Annotated in this window: 19 protein-coding genes and 1 tRNA gene; 10 read left to right on the top strand and 10 right to left on the bottom strand. The window is 62.3% G+C overall.

Annotation, left to right across the window (positions count from 1 at the left end):
• Nucleotides 1–115: 115 nt before the first annotated feature.
• The 3 genes from Q1B16_RS06195 to fabD form a co-directional block, all read right to left on the bottom strand.
• Entirely contained in the window at nucleotides 116–349 is a 234-nt protein-coding gene (locus Q1B16_RS06195) for an acyl carrier protein (RefSeq protein ID WP_085641287.1), read from the bottom strand.
• 267 nt (nucleotides 350–616) lie between these two features.
• On the bottom strand, nucleotides 617–1354 hold the full coding sequence (gene fabG, locus Q1B16_RS06190; protein WP_299785562.1) for a 3-oxoacyl-ACP reductase FabG: 738 nt from the start codon (nucleotides 1352–1354) through the stop codon (nucleotides 617–619).
• Between the two features lie 91 nt (nucleotides 1355–1445).
• On the bottom strand, nucleotides 1446–2381 hold the full coding sequence (gene fabD, locus Q1B16_RS06185) for an ACP S-malonyltransferase (RefSeq protein WP_299785560.1): 936 nt from the start codon (nucleotides 2379–2381) through the stop codon (nucleotides 1446–1448).
• Nucleotides 2382–2533: 152 nt separating this feature from the next.
• Between fabD and Q1B16_RS06180 the strand changes: the two genes are divergently transcribed.
• Nucleotides 2534–3742 (top strand): cytochrome b/b6 domain-containing protein, encoded by a 1209-nt coding sequence (locus tag Q1B16_RS06180; RefSeq protein ID WP_299785558.1) that lies wholly within the window; start codon nucleotides 2534–2536, stop codon nucleotides 3740–3742.
• 77 nt (nucleotides 3743–3819) lie between these two features.
• Here Q1B16_RS06180 and Q1B16_RS06175 read toward each other — a convergent pair whose 3' ends face one another.
• The 3 genes from Q1B16_RS06175 to Q1B16_RS06165 form a co-directional block, all read right to left on the bottom strand.
• Nucleotides 3820–4404: a YceI family protein gene (locus Q1B16_RS06175; protein WP_299785556.1), complete on the bottom strand. Its 585-nt coding sequence runs from the start codon at nucleotides 4402–4404 to the stop codon at nucleotides 3820–3822.
• Nucleotides 4405–4515: 111 nt separating this feature from the next.
• Nucleotides 4516–5454 (bottom strand): PHB depolymerase family esterase, encoded by a 939-nt coding sequence (locus Q1B16_RS06170; RefSeq protein ID WP_299785553.1) that lies wholly within the window; start codon nucleotides 5452–5454, stop codon nucleotides 4516–4518.
• Nucleotides 5451–5663 carry a hypothetical protein gene (locus Q1B16_RS06165; protein ID WP_299785551.1) on the bottom strand — a complete coding sequence of 71 codons (213 nt, stop codon included), beginning with the start codon at nucleotides 5661–5663 and terminating at the stop codon, nucleotides 5451–5453. The genes Q1B16_RS06170 and Q1B16_RS06165 overlap by 4 nt, the downstream gene beginning before the upstream one ends.
• 296 nt (nucleotides 5664–5959) lie before the next feature.
• Between Q1B16_RS06165 and rpsF the strand changes: the two genes are divergently transcribed.
• The 6 genes from rpsF (at nucleotide 5960) to Q1B16_RS06135 (ending at nucleotide 11962) form a co-directional block, all read left to right on the top strand.
• Entirely contained in the window at nucleotides 5960–6325 is a 366-nt protein-coding gene (rpsF, locus tag Q1B16_RS06160; RefSeq protein ID WP_299785549.1) for a 30S ribosomal protein S6, read from the top strand.
• Between the two features lie 25 nt (nucleotides 6326–6350).
• On the top strand, nucleotides 6351–6578 hold the full coding sequence (rpsR, locus tag Q1B16_RS06155; RefSeq protein ID WP_188481679.1) for a 30S ribosomal protein S18: 228 nt from the start codon (nucleotides 6351–6353) through the stop codon (nucleotides 6576–6578).
• Nucleotides 6579–6590: 12 nt separating this feature from the next.
• Nucleotides 6591–7244: a 50S ribosomal protein L9 gene (gene rplI, locus Q1B16_RS06150; protein WP_299785543.1), complete on the top strand. Its 654-nt coding sequence runs from the start codon at nucleotides 6591–6593 to the stop codon at nucleotides 7242–7244.
• A 310-nt stretch (nucleotides 7245–7554) separates the two neighbouring features.
• Entirely contained in the window at nucleotides 7555–8343 is a 789-nt protein-coding gene (locus Q1B16_RS06145; RefSeq protein WP_299785541.1) for a prephenate dehydrogenase/arogenate dehydrogenase family protein, read from the top strand.
• A 355-nt stretch (nucleotides 8344–8698) separates the two neighbouring features.
• A complete protein-coding gene (locus tag Q1B16_RS06140; RefSeq protein ID WP_299785539.1) occupies nucleotides 8699–9898 on the top strand; it encodes a mandelate racemase/muconate lactonizing enzyme family protein in 1200 nt (399 codons plus the stop codon).
• Nucleotides 9899–10006: 108 nt separating this feature from the next.
• Entirely contained in the window at nucleotides 10007–11962 is a 1956-nt protein-coding gene (locus Q1B16_RS06135; RefSeq protein ID WP_299785537.1) for a bifunctional 2',3'-cyclic-nucleotide 2'-phosphodiesterase/3'-nucleotidase, read from the top strand.
• 161 nt (nucleotides 11963–12123) lie between these two features.
• Here the strand turns inward: Q1B16_RS06135 and tig are convergent, their stop codons facing one another.
• The 3 genes from tig to Q1B16_RS06120 form a co-directional block, all read right to left on the bottom strand.
• Entirely contained in the window at nucleotides 12124–13455 is a 1332-nt protein-coding gene (tig, locus tag Q1B16_RS06130; protein WP_299786020.1) for a trigger factor, read from the bottom strand.
• A gap of 262 nt (nucleotides 13456–13717) precedes the next feature.
• Nucleotides 13718–13801, bottom strand: a tRNA-Leu gene (locus Q1B16_RS06125).
• A gap of 90 nt (nucleotides 13802–13891) precedes the next feature.
• Nucleotides 13892–15532, bottom strand: a complete 1641-nt coding sequence (locus Q1B16_RS06120) for an NAD(P)H-hydrate dehydratase (RefSeq protein ID WP_299785535.1) — start codon at nucleotides 15530–15532, stop codon at nucleotides 13892–13894.
• A 169-nt stretch (nucleotides 15533–15701) separates the two neighbouring features.
• On the opposite strand from Q1B16_RS06120, the gene Q1B16_RS06115 reads away from it, so the two are divergent.
• Nucleotides 15702–16040: a P-II family nitrogen regulator gene (locus Q1B16_RS06115; protein WP_299785533.1), complete on the top strand. Its 339-nt coding sequence runs from the start codon at nucleotides 15702–15704 to the stop codon at nucleotides 16038–16040.
• A gap of 55 nt (nucleotides 16041–16095) precedes the next feature.
• Nucleotides 16096–17502, top strand: coding sequence for a type I glutamate--ammonia ligase (glnA, locus tag Q1B16_RS06110; protein ID WP_299785530.1), 1407 nt, complete (start codon nucleotides 16096–16098; stop codon nucleotides 17500–17502).
• Nucleotides 17503–17556: 54 nt separating this feature from the next.
• Here glnA and Q1B16_RS06105 read toward each other — a convergent pair whose 3' ends face one another.
• Nucleotides 17557–17949, bottom strand: coding sequence for a hypothetical protein (locus Q1B16_RS06105; RefSeq protein WP_299785528.1), 393 nt, complete (start codon nucleotides 17947–17949; stop codon nucleotides 17557–17559).
• 310 nt (nucleotides 17950–18259) lie between these two features.
• Here Q1B16_RS06105 and Q1B16_RS06100 point away from each other — a divergent pair, with 310 nt between their 5' ends.
• On the top strand, nucleotides 18260–18550 hold the full coding sequence (locus Q1B16_RS06100) for a hypothetical protein (protein ID WP_299785526.1): 291 nt from the start codon (nucleotides 18260–18262) through the stop codon (nucleotides 18548–18550).
• The last annotated feature ends 301 nt before the right edge of the window (nucleotides 18551–18851 follow it).

The raw sequence follows: 18851 nt of genomic DNA, 5'->3' as shown, positions 1-18851 counted from the left end.
CGTAGCCGAACTCTGGCAGCTACTCAAATCAGCGCGAATTTCGACCCAAACACCCAAATGAAAAACGCGCCCTGAGCCAGAGCGCGTTTTCCGAGAAATCCGAAGGTCGCAGTGTTTACTGCGCTTCTTTGATGAACTTCACCGCGTCGCCGAAGGTCTGGATGGTTTCGGCTGCATCGTCCGGGATCTCGATGCCGAACTCTTCCTCGAAGGCCATGACCAGCTCGACCGTGTCGAGGCTGTCTGCGCCCAGATCGTCGATGAAGGACGCATTCTCGACGACCTTGTCTTCTTCCACACCAAGGTGCTCGACAACAATTTTCTTAACGCGATCTGCGACGTCGCTCATGTTTTCTTCCTCACAGTTTCGTCGGCGCGGTGGCCGGGTTAGCCCTCGCCCGGGCGGAATTGATCTTGCCCTTGCGGGCGTCGGTTTGCGTCCCGCTTGAGCCGCGAAAGACCGAAGGTGCCCCGTGACGGGGCTGGTCCAAAACCTGCGCCGCTATAGCACATGGGACAGGGATGGCAAACGCTTTCAATACAAAGACCTGCATGGGAAAACCTCCGCGTTTTCAGCGGTTTCTGCACCTGCACGGTGCCGCTTTCCCCCATGAAATCAGAGCATTGCCATGCCGCCGTTCACATGCAGCGTGGTTCCGGTGACATAAGCGGCCTCGGGGCTGGCAAGATAAAGCACCGCCGCCGCGATCTCTTCGGGGGTGCCCATGCGACCGGTGGGAATCTGTGTCAGGATGGCGGATTTCTGATCTTCGGTCAGTTTGTCGGTCATCGCGGTTTCGATGAAACCGGGGGCCACGGCGTTTACCGTGATGCCGCGGCTCGCGACCTCGTAGGCCAGCGACTTGGACATGCCCACCATGCCCGCCTTGGCGGCGGCGTAGTTGCCCTGCCCCGGGTTGCCGGTGGCACCGACCACGGACGAGATATTCACGATCCGCCCCCAGCGCGCCTTCATCATGCCGCGCAGCACGCCTTTGCAAAGCTTGAACGTCGCGGTCAGGTTCACATCGATCACCGACTGCCATTCCTCGTCCGACATGCGCATGAAGAGGTTGTCGCGGGTGATCCCTGCGTTGTTCACGAGGATCTCGACCCCCCCCATCGCCTCAGCCGCCTGTTTCGGCAGTGCTGTGACCGCGTCCGCGTCGCTCAGGTTGCAGGGCAGCACATGGGCGCGGTCCCCAAGATCGGCGGCCAGAGCCTCAAGGGGTTCGGTGCGGGTGCCCGAGAGCCCGACCGTCGCCCCGGCTGCGTGCAGCGCGCGGGCGATTTCGCCACCGATGCCGCCCGATGCGCCGGTCACCAGCGCGTTCTTGCCTGTCAAATCGAACATCTCTTGCTCCTCTTCATCCGGTTTTAACCTTGGGCCTTGAGAATCTTCGTACGAAGATTCTTGGCCCTGGCCATAAAATTCTGGGGGCGCGTTAGGCGTCCTGGGCGACCGCCTGCACATCTGCCGCCGTCCCCACTGCCCGTGTCTCCGCCGCGCGTTCGATCCGGCGCACCATCCCGATCAACGCCTTGCCAGCCCCGATCTCCCAGAAATCACTCACACCCTGCGCCACCATCCAACTGACGGATTCGCGCCAGCGCACCGCGCCGGTGATCTGTTCGGCCAGCAGTGCGCGGATGGTTTCAGGATCGCTGACCGCCTCGGCACGGACATTCGCCACCACGGGCACCAAGGGCGCATTGATCTCCACATCCGCAAGTGCGGCCTGCATCGCCTCCGCCGCCGGAGCCATCAGCGCGCAGTGGAACGGGGCGCTGACCGGCAAAAGCAGCGCGCGTTTGGCACCTGCCTCTTTCGCCAGATCGACGGCGCGTTCGACCGCCGCCTTGTGGCCCGAGACGACCACCTGCCCCGGATCGTTGTCATTGGCCGCCGCACAGACCTCGCCCTGCGACGCAGCCTCGGCCACCTTGCGCACCTCGTCCAGCCCAAGGCCCAGGATCGCCGCCATCGCGCCGACACCCACCGGCACCGCGTCCTGCATTGCGGTCCCGCGCGCGCGCAGCAATCGGGCCGCGTCCGAGACCGACAGCGCCCCCGCTGCCGTCAGGGCCGAATACTCGCCCAGCGAATGCCCCGCCACATACGCCGCAGAGGTCACGCCGACCCCTTCGGCCTCCAAAGCGCGCATCGCTGCAAGCGACGTGGCCATCAGCGCGGGCTGCGCGTTCGCCGTCAGGGTGAGCGTCTCGATCTCGCCGTCCCAGATCAACGCGCTCAGCTTTTCGCCCAGCGCGTCGTCCACCTCTTCGAACACGGCGCGTGCCGTTGGATAGGCCTCTGCCAGATCCCGCCCCATGCCAATGGTCTGCGCCCCCTGCCCGGGAAAAAGAAAAGCTCGGCTCATCGCTGTCTCCACGTTCTGTCGGCACAAGCCCATACATCCCGCATGGGCGCGACGCAATGTTGCTGCACGCAACCTGTGCATTGGCGAAGATTGCAGCCGCCCAAGATCACGATAGCTCATGCGCATCTCAATTTGACCTTCGGGAGGCTGTCATGCCCGCCACCAACACATCCGCGCAGTACGGCTTTGTCGCCAAGAGCTTCCACTGGCTGACTGCGCTCGGCATCCTCATCGTCATCCCTCTTGGGATCATCGCCAATGACCTGCCCTATGACACGGCGGAACAATTGGCCGACAAGGCGTGGCTGTTTTCGCTGCACAAGACGGTCGGTGTCACGCTGTTCTTCGTCGCCCTTGCCCGCATCGCCTGGGCCATCACCCAGCCGAAACCCGCCCCGCTGCATCCCGAGAGACGAACCGAAACGCTGTTGGCCGAAATCGTGCATTGGTTGCTCTACGGGTCTTTGGTGCTGGTCCCGCTTTCGGGCTGGATCCACCACGCCGCAACCGAAGGCTTTGCGCCGATCTGGTGGCCGTTCGGACAGAACCTCCCGCTGGTGCCGGAGAGCCTGGCGCTTGCCGAAACCGCTGCCGGTCTGCACATCGTGTTCGAACGGGTGCTGGTTGTCTCCCTGATCCTGCACATCGCGGGCGCCATCAAGCACACGGTGATCGACAAGGATGACACGCTTGCCCGCATGCTGCCCCGTCGCAGGGTCACGGCCACACCGCCACCGCACCGCCCCCGCAAACTCGTGCCACCCGTGCTGGCCGCTTTGGTCTGGGCCGCCGCCCTTGGCATCGGCAGCCTGTTCGGAGTCTACAATCAGGGAGGAGCCATCGCTGCCGAGGCCCCCGCATTGCAAGAGGTCGAAAGTGACTGGGTCGTGACCGAAGGCACGCTTGCAATCACCGTGCGCCAGATGGGCGCGGATGTGACCGGGTCCTTCGGCGACTGGACTGCCGATATCACCTTCGATGACACCGTGACCGACGGAGCTGCGGGTTCAGTCGACGTCGAGATTGCAATCGCTTCGATCACTCTCGGCTCCGTCACGGCACAGGCGCTTGGCGCGGATTATTTCAACGCCGACGCCTTTCCGACCGCACAGTTTTCGGCGGATATCCTCAGCAATCAGTCCGGCTACGTGGCGGATGGAACCTTGATCCTGAAAGGGGTCGAGAAGCCCGTCACCCTGCCGTTCACGTTGACTGTCGATGACGGCATCGCGGTGATGCAGGGCAGCACAACGCTGGACCGCCAGAATTTTGGCATCGGTGACAGCATGACCGATGAAAGCCAGCTTGGGTTCGACGTGATCGTGTCGGTAGACCTGACTGCCGAGCGCCGCGATCAGTAGGCGCAAGCACCGCCCGACACGAAAAACCCCGGGCAAGACGCCCGGGGTTTCCTGATGACCAGAATTCCAATGCTCTCTCAGGAATCTGTTTCGGTCACCTTCATCGCTTCGATCGAAATTTGCACCTCGACCTCGTCGCTGACGAAAGGCGCGAAGTTGCCCACGTTGAAATCGCTGCGCAGAAGCGTTGTGGTGGCGTCGAACCCCGCCCAGGGCTTGTTCTCCATCGGGTGATCGCCGACCTGGTTCAGCGTCGCATCCAGCGTCACCGGCTTTGTCACGCCATTCATCGTCAGATCGCCGGTGATGGTCGCGGTGCTGTCGCCCGTGACTTCGATCGCGGTCGAGGTGAATGTGACCATATCGTCCTCTCCGGCGCCGAAGAATTCATCGGACATGAAATGTTCGAACCGGGCTTCCCATCCGGTGAACATCGACCGCACCGGGAAGGACACTGTCACCGACGAATTGGCCGGGTCGTCCTGGTCGAACTGGATATCGCCCTCAAACCCCGAGAACATGCCCCACGTGGTCGAATATCCAAGGTGGTTGTAGGAAAAGAGGATCTGGCTGTGGCTGGCATCCAGCGTGTAGGCTTCGGGTTCGGCCTGAGCGGCCAAGGGTGCTGCGATAAGTGCAGCGGCAAGAAGTGTGCGTTTCATAGGTCCGTCCTGTTTCAAGATGACATGGGTCGGACAATTGGACCAAACCCGTGCGGTCTCAAGTGCCGGAAACTCAACAGATCCTGTGTCGCTATGAACAGTCGCGGCTCATTAGTCGGACTGCGGCACCCGCACCCATTTCGCACCGGCGGCGCGGTCGCTGCGGTCGCTGCGGTCTGGCGCGGCCCGCTGCACCAATTGGTCAGGCGCGTTTGCAGGTTCGGGCCGGGCGCCCTCCGTCGATGTAAGCCGCTGCCACATCAGCGGCGCAAGGCTCTTGCCAATCCCGTAATACCAGTGGTTGTGGTCCGGGATCACCGTAAGGGATGTCGGGTGCCCGGCGCGTGCCAGATGTTCGAGCGCGGTCCGGGAACTGTCCACGGTAAAGGCCACATCGGCATCGCCGACGAAGCTGTGCACCGGCACCGGGCTAAGCGCCGGGATCATGCGGATGGGATTGGAGTGACCGGAATGCGTCACCACCGCGCTGAACGGACCGCCACCCAGATTGGCGATGCGCATCGCGTGCGCGCCGCCGTCGGAATGACCGGCAAGGAAGATGCGGTCGGCATCCAGCGGATGAAGCGCCGCCGCCTCTTTCAAAAGCGCACCGAGGAACATCGGGCCGTCGGTGACAAGCGACCAGCGCGTCGATCGGGCGTCGGGAGCCACGAGAATGATGTCCTGCCGCTTGGCCAGGTCCTGCCACATGTCGATCATCGCCGCGCCGTTCCGCCCGGCCCCGTGCAGCAACACGACAACCGGACGCGGCGCGCCCTCGGTCGGGCCGAACCCGTACCACCGGCGCGGCTCGGGGGCGCCGAAACTACCGACGGATCCGATCTCGAACCGGTGCAGGGTGCCGACGTCCTGTGGCGGCTGGTAGACATACGGCCCTTGCCCCGCCAAGGCGAATGTCGGACCAGTGCTTTCCTCATAGACCCCGGTGCGGTCCGGCAAAATGAACGAATGTGCGTAGACAGCAGCCATCGGCCCCACTAGCCACAGCGCGGCCGTGACAAGGACCTTCCGCACCAATCTGCGGATCATCGACGGGTCGCCCCCAGGAAACACAGACCGGCGAGGCCCATGACGATGACAGACAATCCCAGCCCCAGGATGCGCGCCTCCGGCAAGGCGCCCTGTACAGCGATCCAGATCCCCGGCACCGCGATCAGGCAGGCAATTCCAATGATGCGGCGGAACAGACGGCCCAGCGTGTTGGCCCCGCGAAGGTAGTTTTCATCGTAATGTACCATTCCGTCACTCCTCGGCCCTTGCCCGTTCTGGCCATTCTTCCGTTTACATCTTGGAAACAGTCTGTTCAGAAAACCCGCCGGATTCTGGGCACGCACCGCGCCATGCCAAGGCAAGTTCGCGGCAGCATTGTGACGCGATGTCCGGCAGCACCCCACGGCGCTTGATCCCCCGGACAATCCGTGTATACGGGCGCTTCCTTTCGCGGATCGATTTTACCGCGCAGTCTCTCGTGGGCAGGAGCGAAAGGGCTCAGAGCCTGTCCTTTGAAATGCGCCAGAACAGAAACGGAGTGCACATGCCGCTATACGAGCATGTTTTTATCTCGCGCCAGGATTTGTCCAACGCGCAGGCTGAAGGTCTCATCGAACATTTCGGCACCATCCTGTCCGACAACGGCGGCAAGCTCGTCGAACAGGAATACTGGGGCGTCAAGACGATGGCCTACAAGATCAACAAGAACCGCAAGGGCCACTACGCCTATCTGCGCACCGATGCACCGGCATCCGCCGTGCAGGAGATGGAGCGCCTGATGCGTCTGCATGACGACGTCATGCGGGTTCTGACCATCCGCGTCGACGAGCATGAAGAAGGCCCGTCGGTCCAGATGCAGAAACGTGACGAACGTGGTGATCGTGGCGACCGCCGCGAACGTCGCAATTGATCGCCTGAAGAAAGGACACTAACCAATGGCAACGAAACCATTTTTCCGCCGTCGTAAGGTGTGCCCCTTCTCGGGCGACAACGCACCCAAGATCGACTACAAAGACACCAAGCTGTTGCAGCGCTATATCTCTGAGCGCGGCAAGATCGTGCCCTCGCGCATCACAGCCGTGTCGCAAAAGAAACAGCGTGAGCTGGCCCGTGCGATCAAGCGCGCCCGCTTTCTCGCCCTGCTGCCCTACGCAGTGAAGTAAGGAGACACGCACATGCAAGTCATTCTTCTGGAACGCGTGGCCAAGCTTGGCCAGATGGGCGACGTCGTCGACGTCAAGCCCGGCTTCGCGCGCAACTACCTGCTGTTGCAGGGCAAGGCGCTGACCGCCTCGAAAGAGAACATCGCGTCCTTCGAAAACCAGAAAGCGCAGCTCGAAGCACAGAACCTGGAAACCAAGAAAGAAGCCGAAGCGATGGCCGACCGTCTTGGCGGACAGCAGTTCATCGTGATTCGTCAGGCGTCGGACGGCGGCAACCTCTATGGCTCCGTCACCACCCGCGACGCGGCCGATGTCGCCACCGAAGAGGGTTTCAAGCTCGACCGCAAGCAGATCATCATCCGCACCCCGATCAAGGTGCTGGGTCTGCACGAGGTCGAGGTGCACCTGCACCCCGAGGTGATGGTCACGATCGAACTCAACGTCGCCCGCTCCCCCGAAGAGGCCGAGCTTCAGGCGTCGGGCAAATCCATCCAGGAACTGGCCGCCGAGGAAGAAGCCCAGGCGGAATTCGAAATCCAGGAACTGTTCGACGACATCGGTGCCGCCCAGCTCGACGAGCTGGAAACCGCGGACGAACAGCGCACGGACCAACCTGCGGTGCAGGAAAAGGCCGAGCTGGACGAGAAGCTGGACGACGACAAGTAAGACACGTCACAGACGTGATCATGAAGCCCTGCCATCGCTGGCGGGGCTTTTTTTATGCCCTGCGCCTGGTTCGAGCGCAAATTGCAGAATGCTGCGCGCCTGCCAATGCCTGGTAGGCGGCAACTTCGTTGACTCAGACACCTTTGGTGCCGTATCGCACACGGCATGATGAAACTGCTTTCCGCATCGCAGAACTATTACCCTCAGCCTCTATAGCTGCGGGTCATTTATCAATGCGTGTCCGCTGCCCCTAACAGCGGTCAACAGACAAGCGACCTTGTGCCGGGCGGCAAATTCAAAGGTCGAGAACATGAACAACACCAGAAGTCGAAACCCGTCGCTAGGCATCGTGGGGTTTGGTGCATTCGGACAACTTGCAGCCCTGCATTTGGGCGAGCATTTCGAAATAACCGCTTACGATCCGTCCCCGGACGTTGCCAAGGTCGCAAAGCGACTTGGCGTGCGCCTGTCATCATTGAACTCGGTCGCGCAGGCTGACGTGATCCTCATCGCGGCACCAGTGTCTTCATTCGAACAAGTCGTCGGCGAGATCGCGGGTGCTTGTAAACCCGGCGCGCTGGTTGTCGATGTCGGTTCAGTCAAAGTCGTTCCCTCGGAAATCATGCGCAGACTGCTGCCGAACCACGTAGACATCGTAGCAACTCACCCCTTGTTCGGCCCTCAGAGCGCCATGACAGGCATAAAGAGTCTGAAAATTGCGGTCTGCCCCATTCAGGGAATACGACACGCGAGACTGGCTGCGTTTTTACGAAAGTCTCTGGGTTTGACCGTCATCATGACGACACCAGACGATCACGACCAAGAAGCCGCAGTTGTTCAAGGGTTGACGCATCTCATCGCCAAAGTACTGCTGAGAATGGGACCACTGCCAACCGGCATGACCACGAAGAGCTTTGACTTGCTGTCCGAGGCGATTTCCATGGTTCAGCATGATGCGCCCGAAGTCTTCGAGGCGATTGAGAAGGCCAATCCGTATGCCGAGACCGTGCGGCGACGGTTTTTCGGGTTGGCCGCAAGTTTGAGTGTCGAGCTGGACACGGCTTTGAAGACACCGCCACACAATGGAACCGGATATTGACGGAGCAGAATCGAAGATCAGTTCCGTCCCGCACCCCTCCGAACGCCCCATTTCCACCGGCTTAACCTCTCCCCCGGATAACCCCCGCATCGGATCCGACATCCGTTCCGTCTTTCGGCGGAACACCCAAGGCGACTACCCTCTCTCTGCGGACGCTATATGTGCGTTCAGACCATGAGAGACGCGTCTCGAAAGGCCCTTCGGGGTACAGGTTCGGAGCCTTTCCGAAGGCTCTGCAAGGGGGAGAGGATGTCCACCCAACTCAGGTGACGTCACCTCTTTTTCACGTCTGTGGTCCAAATGCGTAGGGTGGGCAGTCCTGCCCACCACCCGGTTCGACAAACGGGCACTGCACATGACGATCTGCCAGCAACGGCTTGCCTTTGCGGGCGCGTCCTGCTGTCCTGCCCCCATGACCATCACCCTGTCCCGCATCACCGTTTCCGCCTACCGCGTGCCCGTCGCGTCACCGGTGGCCACATCCTTCGGCGTCATGCACAACCGCCCTGCCGTCTTCGTGCGGCTGGAAGACCATCACGGCGCTTTCGGCTGGGGCGAGATCTTCGCCAACTGGCCCGCCGCCGGGGCCGAACACCGCGCACGTCTGGTGGTCGAAGACATGGCCGACCTCCTGCTCGGCCAGTCCTTCGACGGCGCGCGCGACCTTTTCACTCAACTCACCGACAAGACCCATATCCGCGCCCTGCAATGCGGCGAATGGGGGCCGTTCCGGCAGGTGATCGCCGGGCTGGATACGGCCATGACCGATCTCGAAGCCCGCCGCGCAGGGGTGTCCGTGGCCCAGTTCCTCAAACCCGAGGCCGCAGCCACCGTCCCCTGCTACGCCAGCGGCATCGCCATCGCGCAGGCAAGCGATCAGATCGCCCAAAGCCGCACCGCCGGGTTCCGCAGCTTCAAGGTCAAGGTCGGCTTCGACACGGCCCGTGATACCGCCCTGCTGACACAGCTATTCCACGACCTGAAACCCGATGAGACCCTCTGCGCCGACGCCAATCAGGCCTGGGCCCTGCCCGAGGCGGAAAGTTTCCTCGCCGCTTGCGCTGACCTGTCCCTCGGCTGGCTCGAAGAACCGCTGCCCGCCGATGCGTCGCTCACCCATTGGCGCGCGTTGGCCGACCAGACCGATATCCCGCTGGCGGGGGGCGAGAACATCACCGGCACCGGCGGCTTTGCCGATGCCATCGCCACCGGCGTTTTCGGCGTGCTGCAACCCGACATCGCCAAATGGGGCGGGTTCAGCGGCTGCTGGCCCGTGGCACAGGCGATCCGCGACGCGGGGCTGCGCTACTGCCCGCATTTCCTGGGCGGGGGCATCGGCCTGATCGCCTCGGCGCACCTGCTGGCGGCGGCGGAGGGCGACGGGCTGCTCGAGGTCGACGTGAACCCCAATCCCCTGCGCGATGCGTTCGATCCGTGGCAGGGTGCGACCAACCGAGGCACGCTCACGCTCTCCGACGCGCCCGGACTCGGCATCACCACCCTGCCCGACGAGATCGCACGCTTCGCCACCTATTCGGGCGAGCTGCACCTCTGACATGCCCGACACTGGCAATTTCACGCCAGCATGACGAAAGCGCTACCCGGCGAGGCGTGTTCTGGCCTAGCCTTGTCCCGGAACCATCCGAAACAGGGGGACACGATCATGGCTCTGCATCTCAACCGCCGTGGATTTCTGGCAAGCACCGCCGGCTTTCTCGCATTGCATCCGTTCTCGGTGCGCGCGCAAAGCAACCAGGCGCATCTGCGCATCATGGAAACCACCGATCTGCACGTCCACGTGCACCCGTATGATTATTACGGCGACCGCCCGTCCGACACGGTGGGCCTCAGCCGCGTCGCCAGCATCGTCCAGAACATCCGCGCCGAGGCGACGAATTCGATCCTGCTCGACAATGGCGATTTCCTGCAAGGCAACCCGATGGGCGATTACATCGCCTACGAGCGCGGGATGAAGGATGGCGACATGCACCCGATCATCACCGCGATGAACGTGCTCGGCTTCGACGGCTCCACGCTGGGCAACCATGAATTCAACTACGGTCTGGATTTCCTGATGAAGGCGCTGGCAGGGGCAGATTTCCCGGTGGTCTCGGCCAACGTGGTCAAGACCGCAGGCGCCACCCCGCGCGAGGACACGACGCTGGTGCCGCCCTATGTCATCCTCGACCGCGAATTGACCGATGGTGCAGGCAACACCCATCCGATCCGCATCGGCCTAATCGGCTTCGTGCCGCCGCAGATCATGACCTGGGACCGCCGCCACCTTGAAGGCAACGTGACCGCGCGCGACATCCTCGAAGCGGCCCGCGCCCATGTCCCGCAAATCCGCGAGGAAGGCGCCGATATCGTCATCGCGCTCTCGCATTCCGGCATCGGCGCGGCGGAGGCCGAGGACATGATGGAAAACGCCTCCATCCCGCTGGCAGGGGTGGACGGGATCGACGTGATCCTGACCGGGCATTCGCACCTCGTCTTCCCCTCGTCGACCTATGACGACCTGCCGGGCCTCGATCCGGCGGCGGGCACGATCAATGGCAAACCGGGCGTCATGGCCGGGTTCTGGGGCAGTCATATGGGCCTTATCGACCTGATGCTGGAACGCGACGGCGACGGCTGGCGCGTGCTCAGCCACCAATCCGAGGCGCGCCCGATCGCGCAGCGCAACGAAGACCGCTCGGTCACGGCGCTGGTCGAAGACTACCAGCCGGTGCTGGACGCGACGATGACGGACCACGAGGAAACCCTGGCCTATGTCCGCCGCGCCGTGGGCAAGACCGCCGCCCCGCTGCACAGCTACTTCGCGCTGGTGGCCGACGATCCGTCCGTCCAGATCGTGTCGAACGCCCAGACCTGGTATATCGAACAGATGATGCAGGGCACGCCGCACGAGGGCCTGCCGATCCTCTCGGCCGCCGCGCCGTTCAAGGCGGGAGGCCGGGGCGGGCCGGATTATTACACCGACGTACCGGTGGGCGATGTGGCGATCAAGAACGTGGCCGACCTCTACCTCTACCCCAACACCGTCCGCGCCGTGCGCGTGACCGGCGCGCAGGTCAAGGACTGGCTGGAACGCTCGGCGGGCATGTTCAACCAGGTCGATCCCGGCGCCACCGATGCGCCGCTCCTGAACCCCGACTTCCCAAGTTACAATTTCGACGTCATCGACGGGGTCAGCTACCAGATCGACCTCAGCCAACCGTCGAAATTCGACCGCGACGGCGCGGTGATCAACGAAGGTGCCAACCGCATCGTGAACCTCACCTATGACGGCGCGCCGATCGACCCGGATCAGGAATTCATCATCGCCACCAACAACTACCGCGCGGGCGGCGGTGGCAGCTTCCCCGGCACCGGCGACACCATTGTCTTCGAGGGCCCCGACACCAACCGCGACGTGATCGTGCGCTACATCGTGGAGAAAGGCACCATCGACCCCAAGGCCGATTTCAACTGGCGCTTTGCCCCGATGGAGGACACCAGCGTGATCTTCGAAACCGGCCCGGCAGGCGCGAAATACGCGGACAGTCTCGAGGGCATGACCCTCGAAGAGGCGGGCACCAATGACGCCGGTTTCGCGCTTTTCCGCATGACGCTCTGACGCGCCGCTGCGGCTTCTTTGGGCTGAAAATACCTCGGGGGAGTCGCGAAGCGACGGGGGCAGAGCCCCCACCCGGTCGGATCGGCCCCGCCGATCCGATCCTGACAAACGAAAAGGCCGCCTCGAAAGGCGGCCTTTGCATGTCAAAACCCAAGCAGGTCTTACTCCTCGTCAAGCGCCTCGACAGCCTTCTGAAGCTCGTCCTTGGACACTTCCTTCTCGGTCACGCTCGCCTGTTCGGCCACGTGATCGACGACCTTGTCCTCGAAGATCGGCGCGCGCAGTTGCTGCTGCATCTGCGGGTTCTGGCGCACGAAGTCGAAGAAGGCGCGTTCCTGGCCGGGATACTGCCGCGCCTGGTTCATGATCGCCTGGGTCATCTCGGCGTCGGTCACTTCGACCTCGGCCTTCTGACCCAGCTCGGCGAGCAACAGGCCCAGCTTGACGCGGCGCTCGGCCAGCTTGGTGTGCTCCTCGGTCGGTTCGACCTCGGGGTGGTCGTGGCCTTGCACATCCGGGTTTTCCTCGTGCCAGAGCTGATGCGCGATCTGCTTGGCCTCGGCCTCGACGAGCGACGGCGGCAGGTCGACAGAGACCTTCTCGTCCAGCTGATCCAGCAACTCGCGCTTCATCACCTGACGCGCCGCGCCGGCATATTCGGCTTCCAGACGCTCGGCGATCTGGGTCTTCAGCGCGGCCAGATCCTCGGCGCCGAACTTGGTGGCCAGCTCGTCGTTGATCTCGGCGGCGACGGGTTCCTTGACGGCCTTCACGGTGCATTCGAACACCGCATCCTTGCCGGCGAGGTTTTCCGCGCCGTATTCCTCGGGGAACTTCACCTCGACGTTCTTTTCCTCACCGGCCTTCACGCCGACAAGCTGCTCTTCGAAGCCGGGAATGAACGACCCCGAGCCCAGAACCAGCGGATAATCCTCGGCAGCGCCGCCTTCGAACGGCTCACCGTCGACCTTGCCCAGGAAGTCGATGACGACCTGATCGCCGTCCTTGGCCTTGGAGCCCTTCTTGCGGTCCTTGAAGTCCTGCGCGGTCTCGGCGAGGTTCGCCAGCGCTTCATCGACTTCGGCGTCGCCCGCCTTGACCACAAGCTTTTCGAGCTTCAGCGAGGACAGATCGACCTCGGGCATCTCGGGCAGTTTTTCGTAGGACATATCGACCTGGATGTCGTCGCCCTCTTTCCAGTCCTCGTTGGTCATCTTGACCTCGGGCTGGAGCGCCGGGCGGTCGCCCGAGTCCTCGAAATGCTTGGACATCGCGCCGTCAATGGTTTCCTGCATGGCTTCGCCCAAAAGGCGCTGGCCGAACTGCTTTTTCAGCAGCGGCATCGGCACCTTGCCTTTGCGAAAGCCCTTCATCTCGATCTCGGGCTGCGCTTCTTTCAGTTTTTCATTGACCTTCGCGTCAAGCTCGTCCGCCGAAACGGTGATCGAGTAGCTGCGCTTGAGGCCTTCGTTGAGGGTTTCGGTGACCTGCATGTCGTCCTTATCCATTGCATAGGGGCCGCGGAGGCGTCCGCGGCGGTCAAAATCCACCGCGTCTTAGTGGTGGGACGGAAGTGGTGCAAGCGGGAAATGAAGACCCCGTTGCGCGCGCCAAGGTCCGAATGTGAAATGGTCTGTCAGGCGGTGTCCGGGCGTTTCGGCTGCGGTGCGCGTTGGTACGGACGGCGTACATCTGAGAACCAATTCGCGCGCCACGTCAGAATCGCGCCGCACGGAGAAACCGATATGACCAAGATGGTGCGGGTGAAGGGACTCGAACCCCCACGCCAAAGGCGCCAGAACCTAAATCTGGTGCGTCTACCAATTCCGCCACACCCGCATTGCGCAGGTCACTAGCAAAGCTGTGGCACCGATGCGAGAAGAATTTTCGTCCGGAAAATTCGGTGGCCTGAGAATCTTACGAAGATTCTTAGGCGGCGAGCGTTAAGAAAACCTTGGGCAGGATGTCCGGCAGATCTTCCGCGATCAGTCCGGGTCCGAACTGGCGCGCGGCCTCGCAATGCAGCCAGACCGCCGCTTCGGTCACGCAGAAGAGATCGGGCGCGGTCTCGGGCGCCGCCAGCCCGGCAATCAACCCGGCCAGCACGTCGCCTGCCCCGGCCGTCGCCAGCCACGGGACCGCGCGATCCCCCGTCGCACTGTGTACCGACGCGCCGCCCCCTGGCTGGGCGATCACCGTGTCCTCGCCCTTGAGCAAAACGATGCAGCCTGCCCGGTCCGCCGCCGCGCGCACCACGTCGATCTTCGACCAGTCGCCGCGTTCCGATTGCGCGAGATCGGGAAAGAGCCGCGCGAACTCTCCTTCATGGGGTGTCAGCACCGTGCGCGGATGGGTCAGCGCGAAAAGGGCATCCGGATCGTCCTGGAACGAGGTCAGCGCATCGGCATCCAGCACCACGGCAGGGTCGCGCCAGCCGCGATCGCCCCGGCGGTGCGCCAGCGCAGCGGCCACCAGATCGCATGTGTCCGGCCCCGTGCCCAGACCCGGTCCAAGACAGAGCGCCGTGACCCGGTCATCCAGGATTTGGCGAAAGGCATCGGCATCGCCACAGGCGCGCAGCATCACGGCATCGAGGTGGCACGCGTTTTCCGGAAGCGCCTCGGGTGGGCACAGTACCGTCACCAGCCCGGCCCCGGCGCGCAGGGCGGCGCGCGCGGCCATACGCCCCGCGCCGCCGCGTCCCGGACCGCCGGCCAGAACCATCACATGACCATAGTCGTATTTATGCCCCTGCCCGCGCAGCTTGGCGACTGTCGCGCCCGGCCAGATGCGCAGCGGCAGCGATGTGTGCGCGAAATCGGGAGCGACAAGACGGGCGCGTTCGGGATCGGGCGCGGTGCCAATCATGGCGCGTTCGGACGGGCCGTCGCCGCGAAGGCCGATATCGACCACCTTCACGACGCCGCAAAGCTGCGGGCCAAGAGCCAGCTTGTGCCCTGCCTTGAGCGCGTGGAACGACACGGTGAGATGGGCCGAGTTGACCCTCGGCTTTTCGTCCTGCTGCGCGTTCGGGATCATCCCTGTGTCGAGGTTCAGGCCCGAGGGGCAATCGATCGCCAGTCGGCGGATCATGGAACCGCGAGGCCAGTTGCCCATCATCCGGTCCTCGAGCACCATCGCCAGGTCCTGCGGGAGAGGTCGGGTCAGCCCCGTTCCGAACACCGCATCGACAAACACGTCCGGCCGGTCGCGGCCCCAGATTTCCGTCGGCTCGAACGGCGACACGCTGCCCATGGTTTGCCAGAGATCGTGATTGGCTTGCGCATCCGGCGGCAGTTTGCTCGCGTCACCATAAAGAAAGACATCGACGTCCCAGCCGAGATCCCGAAGCCGCCGCCCAATGACGAAGCCGTCGCCACCATTGTTGCCCGGTCCGCACAGGATCAATGCGCGGTGTGCGCCTTGGCGCAATTCGGGCCAGTGTGCGAGCGCGGCCTCAACGGCGCCCCGTCCGGCGCGCTCCATCAGTTGCAGGCCCGAGACCGTGCCCGACTCGATTTCGGCCTGTTCGATGGCGCGCATTTGGGCAGAGGTGAGCAATTCGGCCATGCGTGATCCCTTATGCGATTCAGTTCTGCGTATCTTTTGTGCATTATGCACATTTTTTGAGCGCAGTATTTCAATCCCAACGCCCGTCGCGGCTTCATTTACCCTAGGCGATTGTGGCCCTCAAAGAGAAGTGGTCTGACGACCCCAACGCAGGAGCGAGGGACCCGCCATGAAAAAGATTGAAGCCATTATCAAACCCTTCAAACTCGACGAGGTGAAAGAAGCCCTTCAGGACGCCGGCATTCAGGGCCTCAGCGTCGTGGAAGTCAAAGGGTTCGGCCGCCAGAAGGGACACACGGAGCTCTATCGCGGAGCCGAGTATGTGGTTGATTTCCTGCCCAAGGTGAAAATCGAGGTGGTTCTCGACGACGACCAGGTCGACGGGGCCATCGAGGCCATTGTCGACGCCGCCAAGACCGACAAGATCGGGGATGGCAAGATTTTCGTGTCGCCCGTCGAACAGGCGATCCGCATCCGTACTGGTGAATCCGGATCCGACGCACTCTGATCCTGCGCCACGACCCAACGAACAACGACCCAAACTCAGTGAAAGGGAAGAGAGAATGAGCACTGAAGCGCTTCTCAAGATGATCAAGGACGAAGATGTCGCCTACGTGGACATCCGGTTTACCGACCCGCGCGGCAAGCTGCAGCACGTGACGGTGATTGCCGACGAGGTGGACGAGGACTTTCTGGAAGAAGGCTTCATGTTCGACGGCTCCTCCATTGCCGGCTGGAAGTCCATCGAAGCCTCCGACATGAAACTGATGCCCGACACCGAGAGCGCGTATATTGACCCGTTCTACGCTGAAAAGACGGTCTGCGTGCATTGCTCCATCGTTGAGCCTGACACAGGCGAGGCTTATGACCGCGACCCGCGCTCGACCGCGCAGAAGGCGGAAGCCTATCTGAAATCCTCGGGCATCGGTGACGTGTCCTACTGGGGCCCGGAAGCCGAGTTCTTCCTGTTCGACGACGTGCGGTTCTCGAACAAGATCAACAAGGTCTCCTATGAGGTCGACGCGCTCGATGCGTCCTGGAACACCGACACCGAATACGAAATGGGCAACACGGGCCACCGTCCGGGCCTCAAGGGCGGCTACTTCCCCGTGAACCCGATCGACGACGGTCAGGACATCCGGTCGGAAATGCTGTCCACGATGAAGCGTCTGGGCATGAAGGTCGACAAGCACCACCACGAGGTGGCGTCCTGCCAGCACGAGCTGGGCCTGATCTTCGGCACGCTGACCAAGCAGGCCGATGAGCTTCAGAAATACAAGTATGTTATCCACAACGTCGCGCAGGCCTACGGCAAATCGGCGACCTTCATGCCCAAGCCGATCTACGGCGACAACGGCACCGGCATGCACTGCAACATGTCGATCTGGAAGGACGGCAAGCCGCTTTTCGCTGGCGACAAGTATGCCGACCTGAGCCAGGAAGCGCTTTACTTCATCGGCGGTATCCTGAAGCACGCGAAAGCGCTCAACGCCTTCACCAATCCGTCGACCAACAGCTACAAGCGTCTGATCCCGGGGTTCGAAGCCCCCGTTCTGCGTGCCTATTCCGCCCGCAACCGGTCGGGCTGTGTCCGTATTCCGTGGACCGAGAACCCGAAAGCCAAGCGCGTCGAAGCCCGCTTCCCCGATCCGTCGGCGAACCCGTACCTGTGCTTTGCCGCCCTGCTGATGGCCGGTCTTGACGGGATCGCGAACAAGATCGATCCGGGCGAGGCGATGGACAAGAACCTCTACGACCTGCCGGCAGAAGAGCTGGAAGGCATCCCGACGGTCTGCGGCAGCCTGCGTGAGGCCATCGAAGAGCTGAAGGCCGATATGGACTTCCTCCTGGCCGGTGACGTGTTCACCAAGGACCAGATCGCGGGGTATATCGACCTCAAGATGGAAGAGATCGAACTTTACGAGCACACACCGCACCCGGTGGAGTTCGGCATGTACTACAGCTGCTGATCCGCAGCGGTTCATGACACGATACGGGCGGCCAGTTTGGCCGCCCGTTTTCGTTCAGCCCCCCGCGCCGCGCTGGAACCACAGGATGACATCGCGAATTACGACCTGTCCGTCCCAGGACTTGAAGGAAATCTGATTGCTTTCGCCCGCCTTGAACTGGCGACCGTCTATCGCTTCCCACAATCCGTAATCGGCGTGATTGTCGGTGTTCCAGCTCAGCGAGATCACCTGTTCGGAGGACAGGAATGGGCTGACGGTTGGGTTGACCCAGCCGCCCACTTCGGACTTGCGGGACTTTGGGTTGATGATGAAAGCCAAAACCGGCTTTGCCAGGTTCACGCCAACCGTAAAATTGTTCGGCAACGTGAAATCGAGGTTTTTGGCTTCGCCGTCATTCAGTGTGAACGCTCCGTCACTGAGAACCAAGTAATCGGTCATCGAAGGCATGAGAAAATTCCTTTCTGAAAATACCGGACGGCCCCAAAATCGGGCCCTCCTGAGCCTGATCGTGCGCCTGCCCTGACCGTCGATCAAGTATGGCGTCGCGGGCGGTGGCTTATCGGCATATTCGCGCCATGCGGTTTTTGAAACGCAGGATTTTTCGCTGTCGGCGCTTTTCCAGTCACCCTTTGGCGGGCAACGCCCTGCCCCGAAATCGCCCCGCTTCCGTCCCGCACGTGCCGCATGGCGATGGCAGTTTTGCGCCTGGTCCAGTCATCGGTTTGGGCCTTGGGGCAACTATCGAAGGAACGACCCGATGAGCACAGATTTCGAGGATCGGATCGCACGATTGAACGCCAGGAATGGCGGCGTGTCCGCTGTCTCCCAATCTCCCGCGCCAAAACGCAGTCACCCACGCGGCGGCGACGCAGCAGCACGGGCTTCGGGTCCGAAAGGATCGATGGGCAAATATATCCTTTTGGGCGTGTTAGTCCTTGTGATCATGCCGATCGGTGCCGCGATGGCCACGATCTACCTGGCTCAGACCAACGACGCCCTTGCGGATATGAGCGTGTCAGTTGAAAGCGCCGGCGCGCAGTCCGAATAGATTCAAAATCCGGTGTGACGGTGCCACGGGGCCAGCACGCGCTTGAAACAAGTTCGCTAAACCTCTTTGCATAGCTCTCGGCACGGCCTCGGACCCCGGCGCGCTGGTCGACGCGATAGATGCCAACTCGGGCGATTCGCTCAAGATCACCGTCGCATGTCCGTCTGTTCCCCTTTAACACCCCTCTACGCCGCAGAATTCTCCTTTTGGGCGAATTGCATCCCTAATTCGGACATAATCCACAGCCAGTTTCACAAGGGTTAACAGTCTGAAACACCAAAGGAGGACGTGGGGATGTCTA

This window comes from uncultured Marivita sp. (assembly GCF_947488135.1).
Taxonomy (GTDB): domain Bacteria; phylum Pseudomonadota; class Alphaproteobacteria; order Rhodobacterales; family Rhodobacteraceae; genus Marivita.
This window is presented reverse-complemented; position numbering and strand designations above follow the sequence as displayed.

Bases quoted from the DNA above. Each gene is read 5' to 3' on its own strand.
- Q1B16_RS06195 (WP_085641287.1), bottom strand. From the start codon at position 349: ATGAGCGACGTCGCAGATCGCGTTAAGAAAATTGTTGTCGAGCACCTT.
- fabG (WP_299785562.1), bottom strand. From the start codon at position 1,354: ATGTTCGATTTGACAGGCAAGAACGCGCTGGTGACCGGCGCATCGGGC.
- fabD (WP_299785560.1), bottom strand. From the start codon at position 2,381: ATGAGCCGAGCTTTTCTTTTTCCCGGGCAGGGGGCGCAGACCATTGGC.
- Q1B16_RS06180 (WP_299785558.1), top strand. From the start codon at position 2,534: ATGCCCGCCACCAACACATCCGCGCAGTACGGCTTTGTCGCCAAGAGC.
- Q1B16_RS06175 (WP_299785556.1), bottom strand. From the start codon at position 4,404: ATGAAACGCACACTTCTTGCCGCTGCACTTATCGCAGCACCCTTGGCC.
- Q1B16_RS06170 (WP_299785553.1), bottom strand. From the start codon at position 5,454: ATGATCCGCAGATTGGTGCGGAAGGTCCTTGTCACGGCCGCGCTGTGG.
- Q1B16_RS06165 (WP_299785551.1), bottom strand. From the start codon at position 5,663: ATGGTACATTACGATGAAAACTACCTTCGCGGGGCCAACACGCTGGGC.
- rpsF (WP_299785549.1), top strand. From the start codon at position 5,960: ATGCCGCTATACGAGCATGTTTTTATCTCGCGCCAGGATTTGTCCAAC.
- rpsR (WP_188481679.1), top strand. From the start codon at position 6,351: ATGGCAACGAAACCATTTTTCCGCCGTCGTAAGGTGTGCCCCTTCTCG.
- rplI (WP_299785543.1), top strand. From the start codon at position 6,591: ATGCAAGTCATTCTTCTGGAACGCGTGGCCAAGCTTGGCCAGATGGGC.
- Q1B16_RS06145 (WP_299785541.1), top strand. From the start codon at position 7,555: ATGAACAACACCAGAAGTCGAAACCCGTCGCTAGGCATCGTGGGGTTT.
- Q1B16_RS06140 (WP_299785539.1), top strand. From the start codon at position 8,699: ATGACGATCTGCCAGCAACGGCTTGCCTTTGCGGGCGCGTCCTGCTGT.
- Q1B16_RS06135 (WP_299785537.1), top strand. From the start codon at position 10,007: ATGGCTCTGCATCTCAACCGCCGTGGATTTCTGGCAAGCACCGCCGGC.
- tig (WP_299786020.1), bottom strand. From the start codon at position 13,455: ATGCAGGTCACCGAAACCCTCAACGAAGGCCTCAAGCGCAGCTACTCG.
- Q1B16_RS06120 (WP_299785535.1), bottom strand. From the start codon at position 15,532: ATGGCCGAATTGCTCACCTCTGCCCAAATGCGCGCCATCGAACAGGCC.
- Q1B16_RS06115 (WP_299785533.1), top strand. From the start codon at position 15,702: ATGAAAAAGATTGAAGCCATTATCAAACCCTTCAAACTCGACGAGGTG.
- glnA (WP_299785530.1), top strand. From the start codon at position 16,096: ATGAGCACTGAAGCGCTTCTCAAGATGATCAAGGACGAAGATGTCGCC.
- Q1B16_RS06105 (WP_299785528.1), bottom strand. From the start codon at position 17,949: ATGCCTTCGATGACCGATTACTTGGTTCTCAGTGACGGAGCGTTCACA.
- Q1B16_RS06100 (WP_299785526.1), top strand. From the start codon at position 18,260: ATGAGCACAGATTTCGAGGATCGGATCGCACGATTGAACGCCAGGAAT.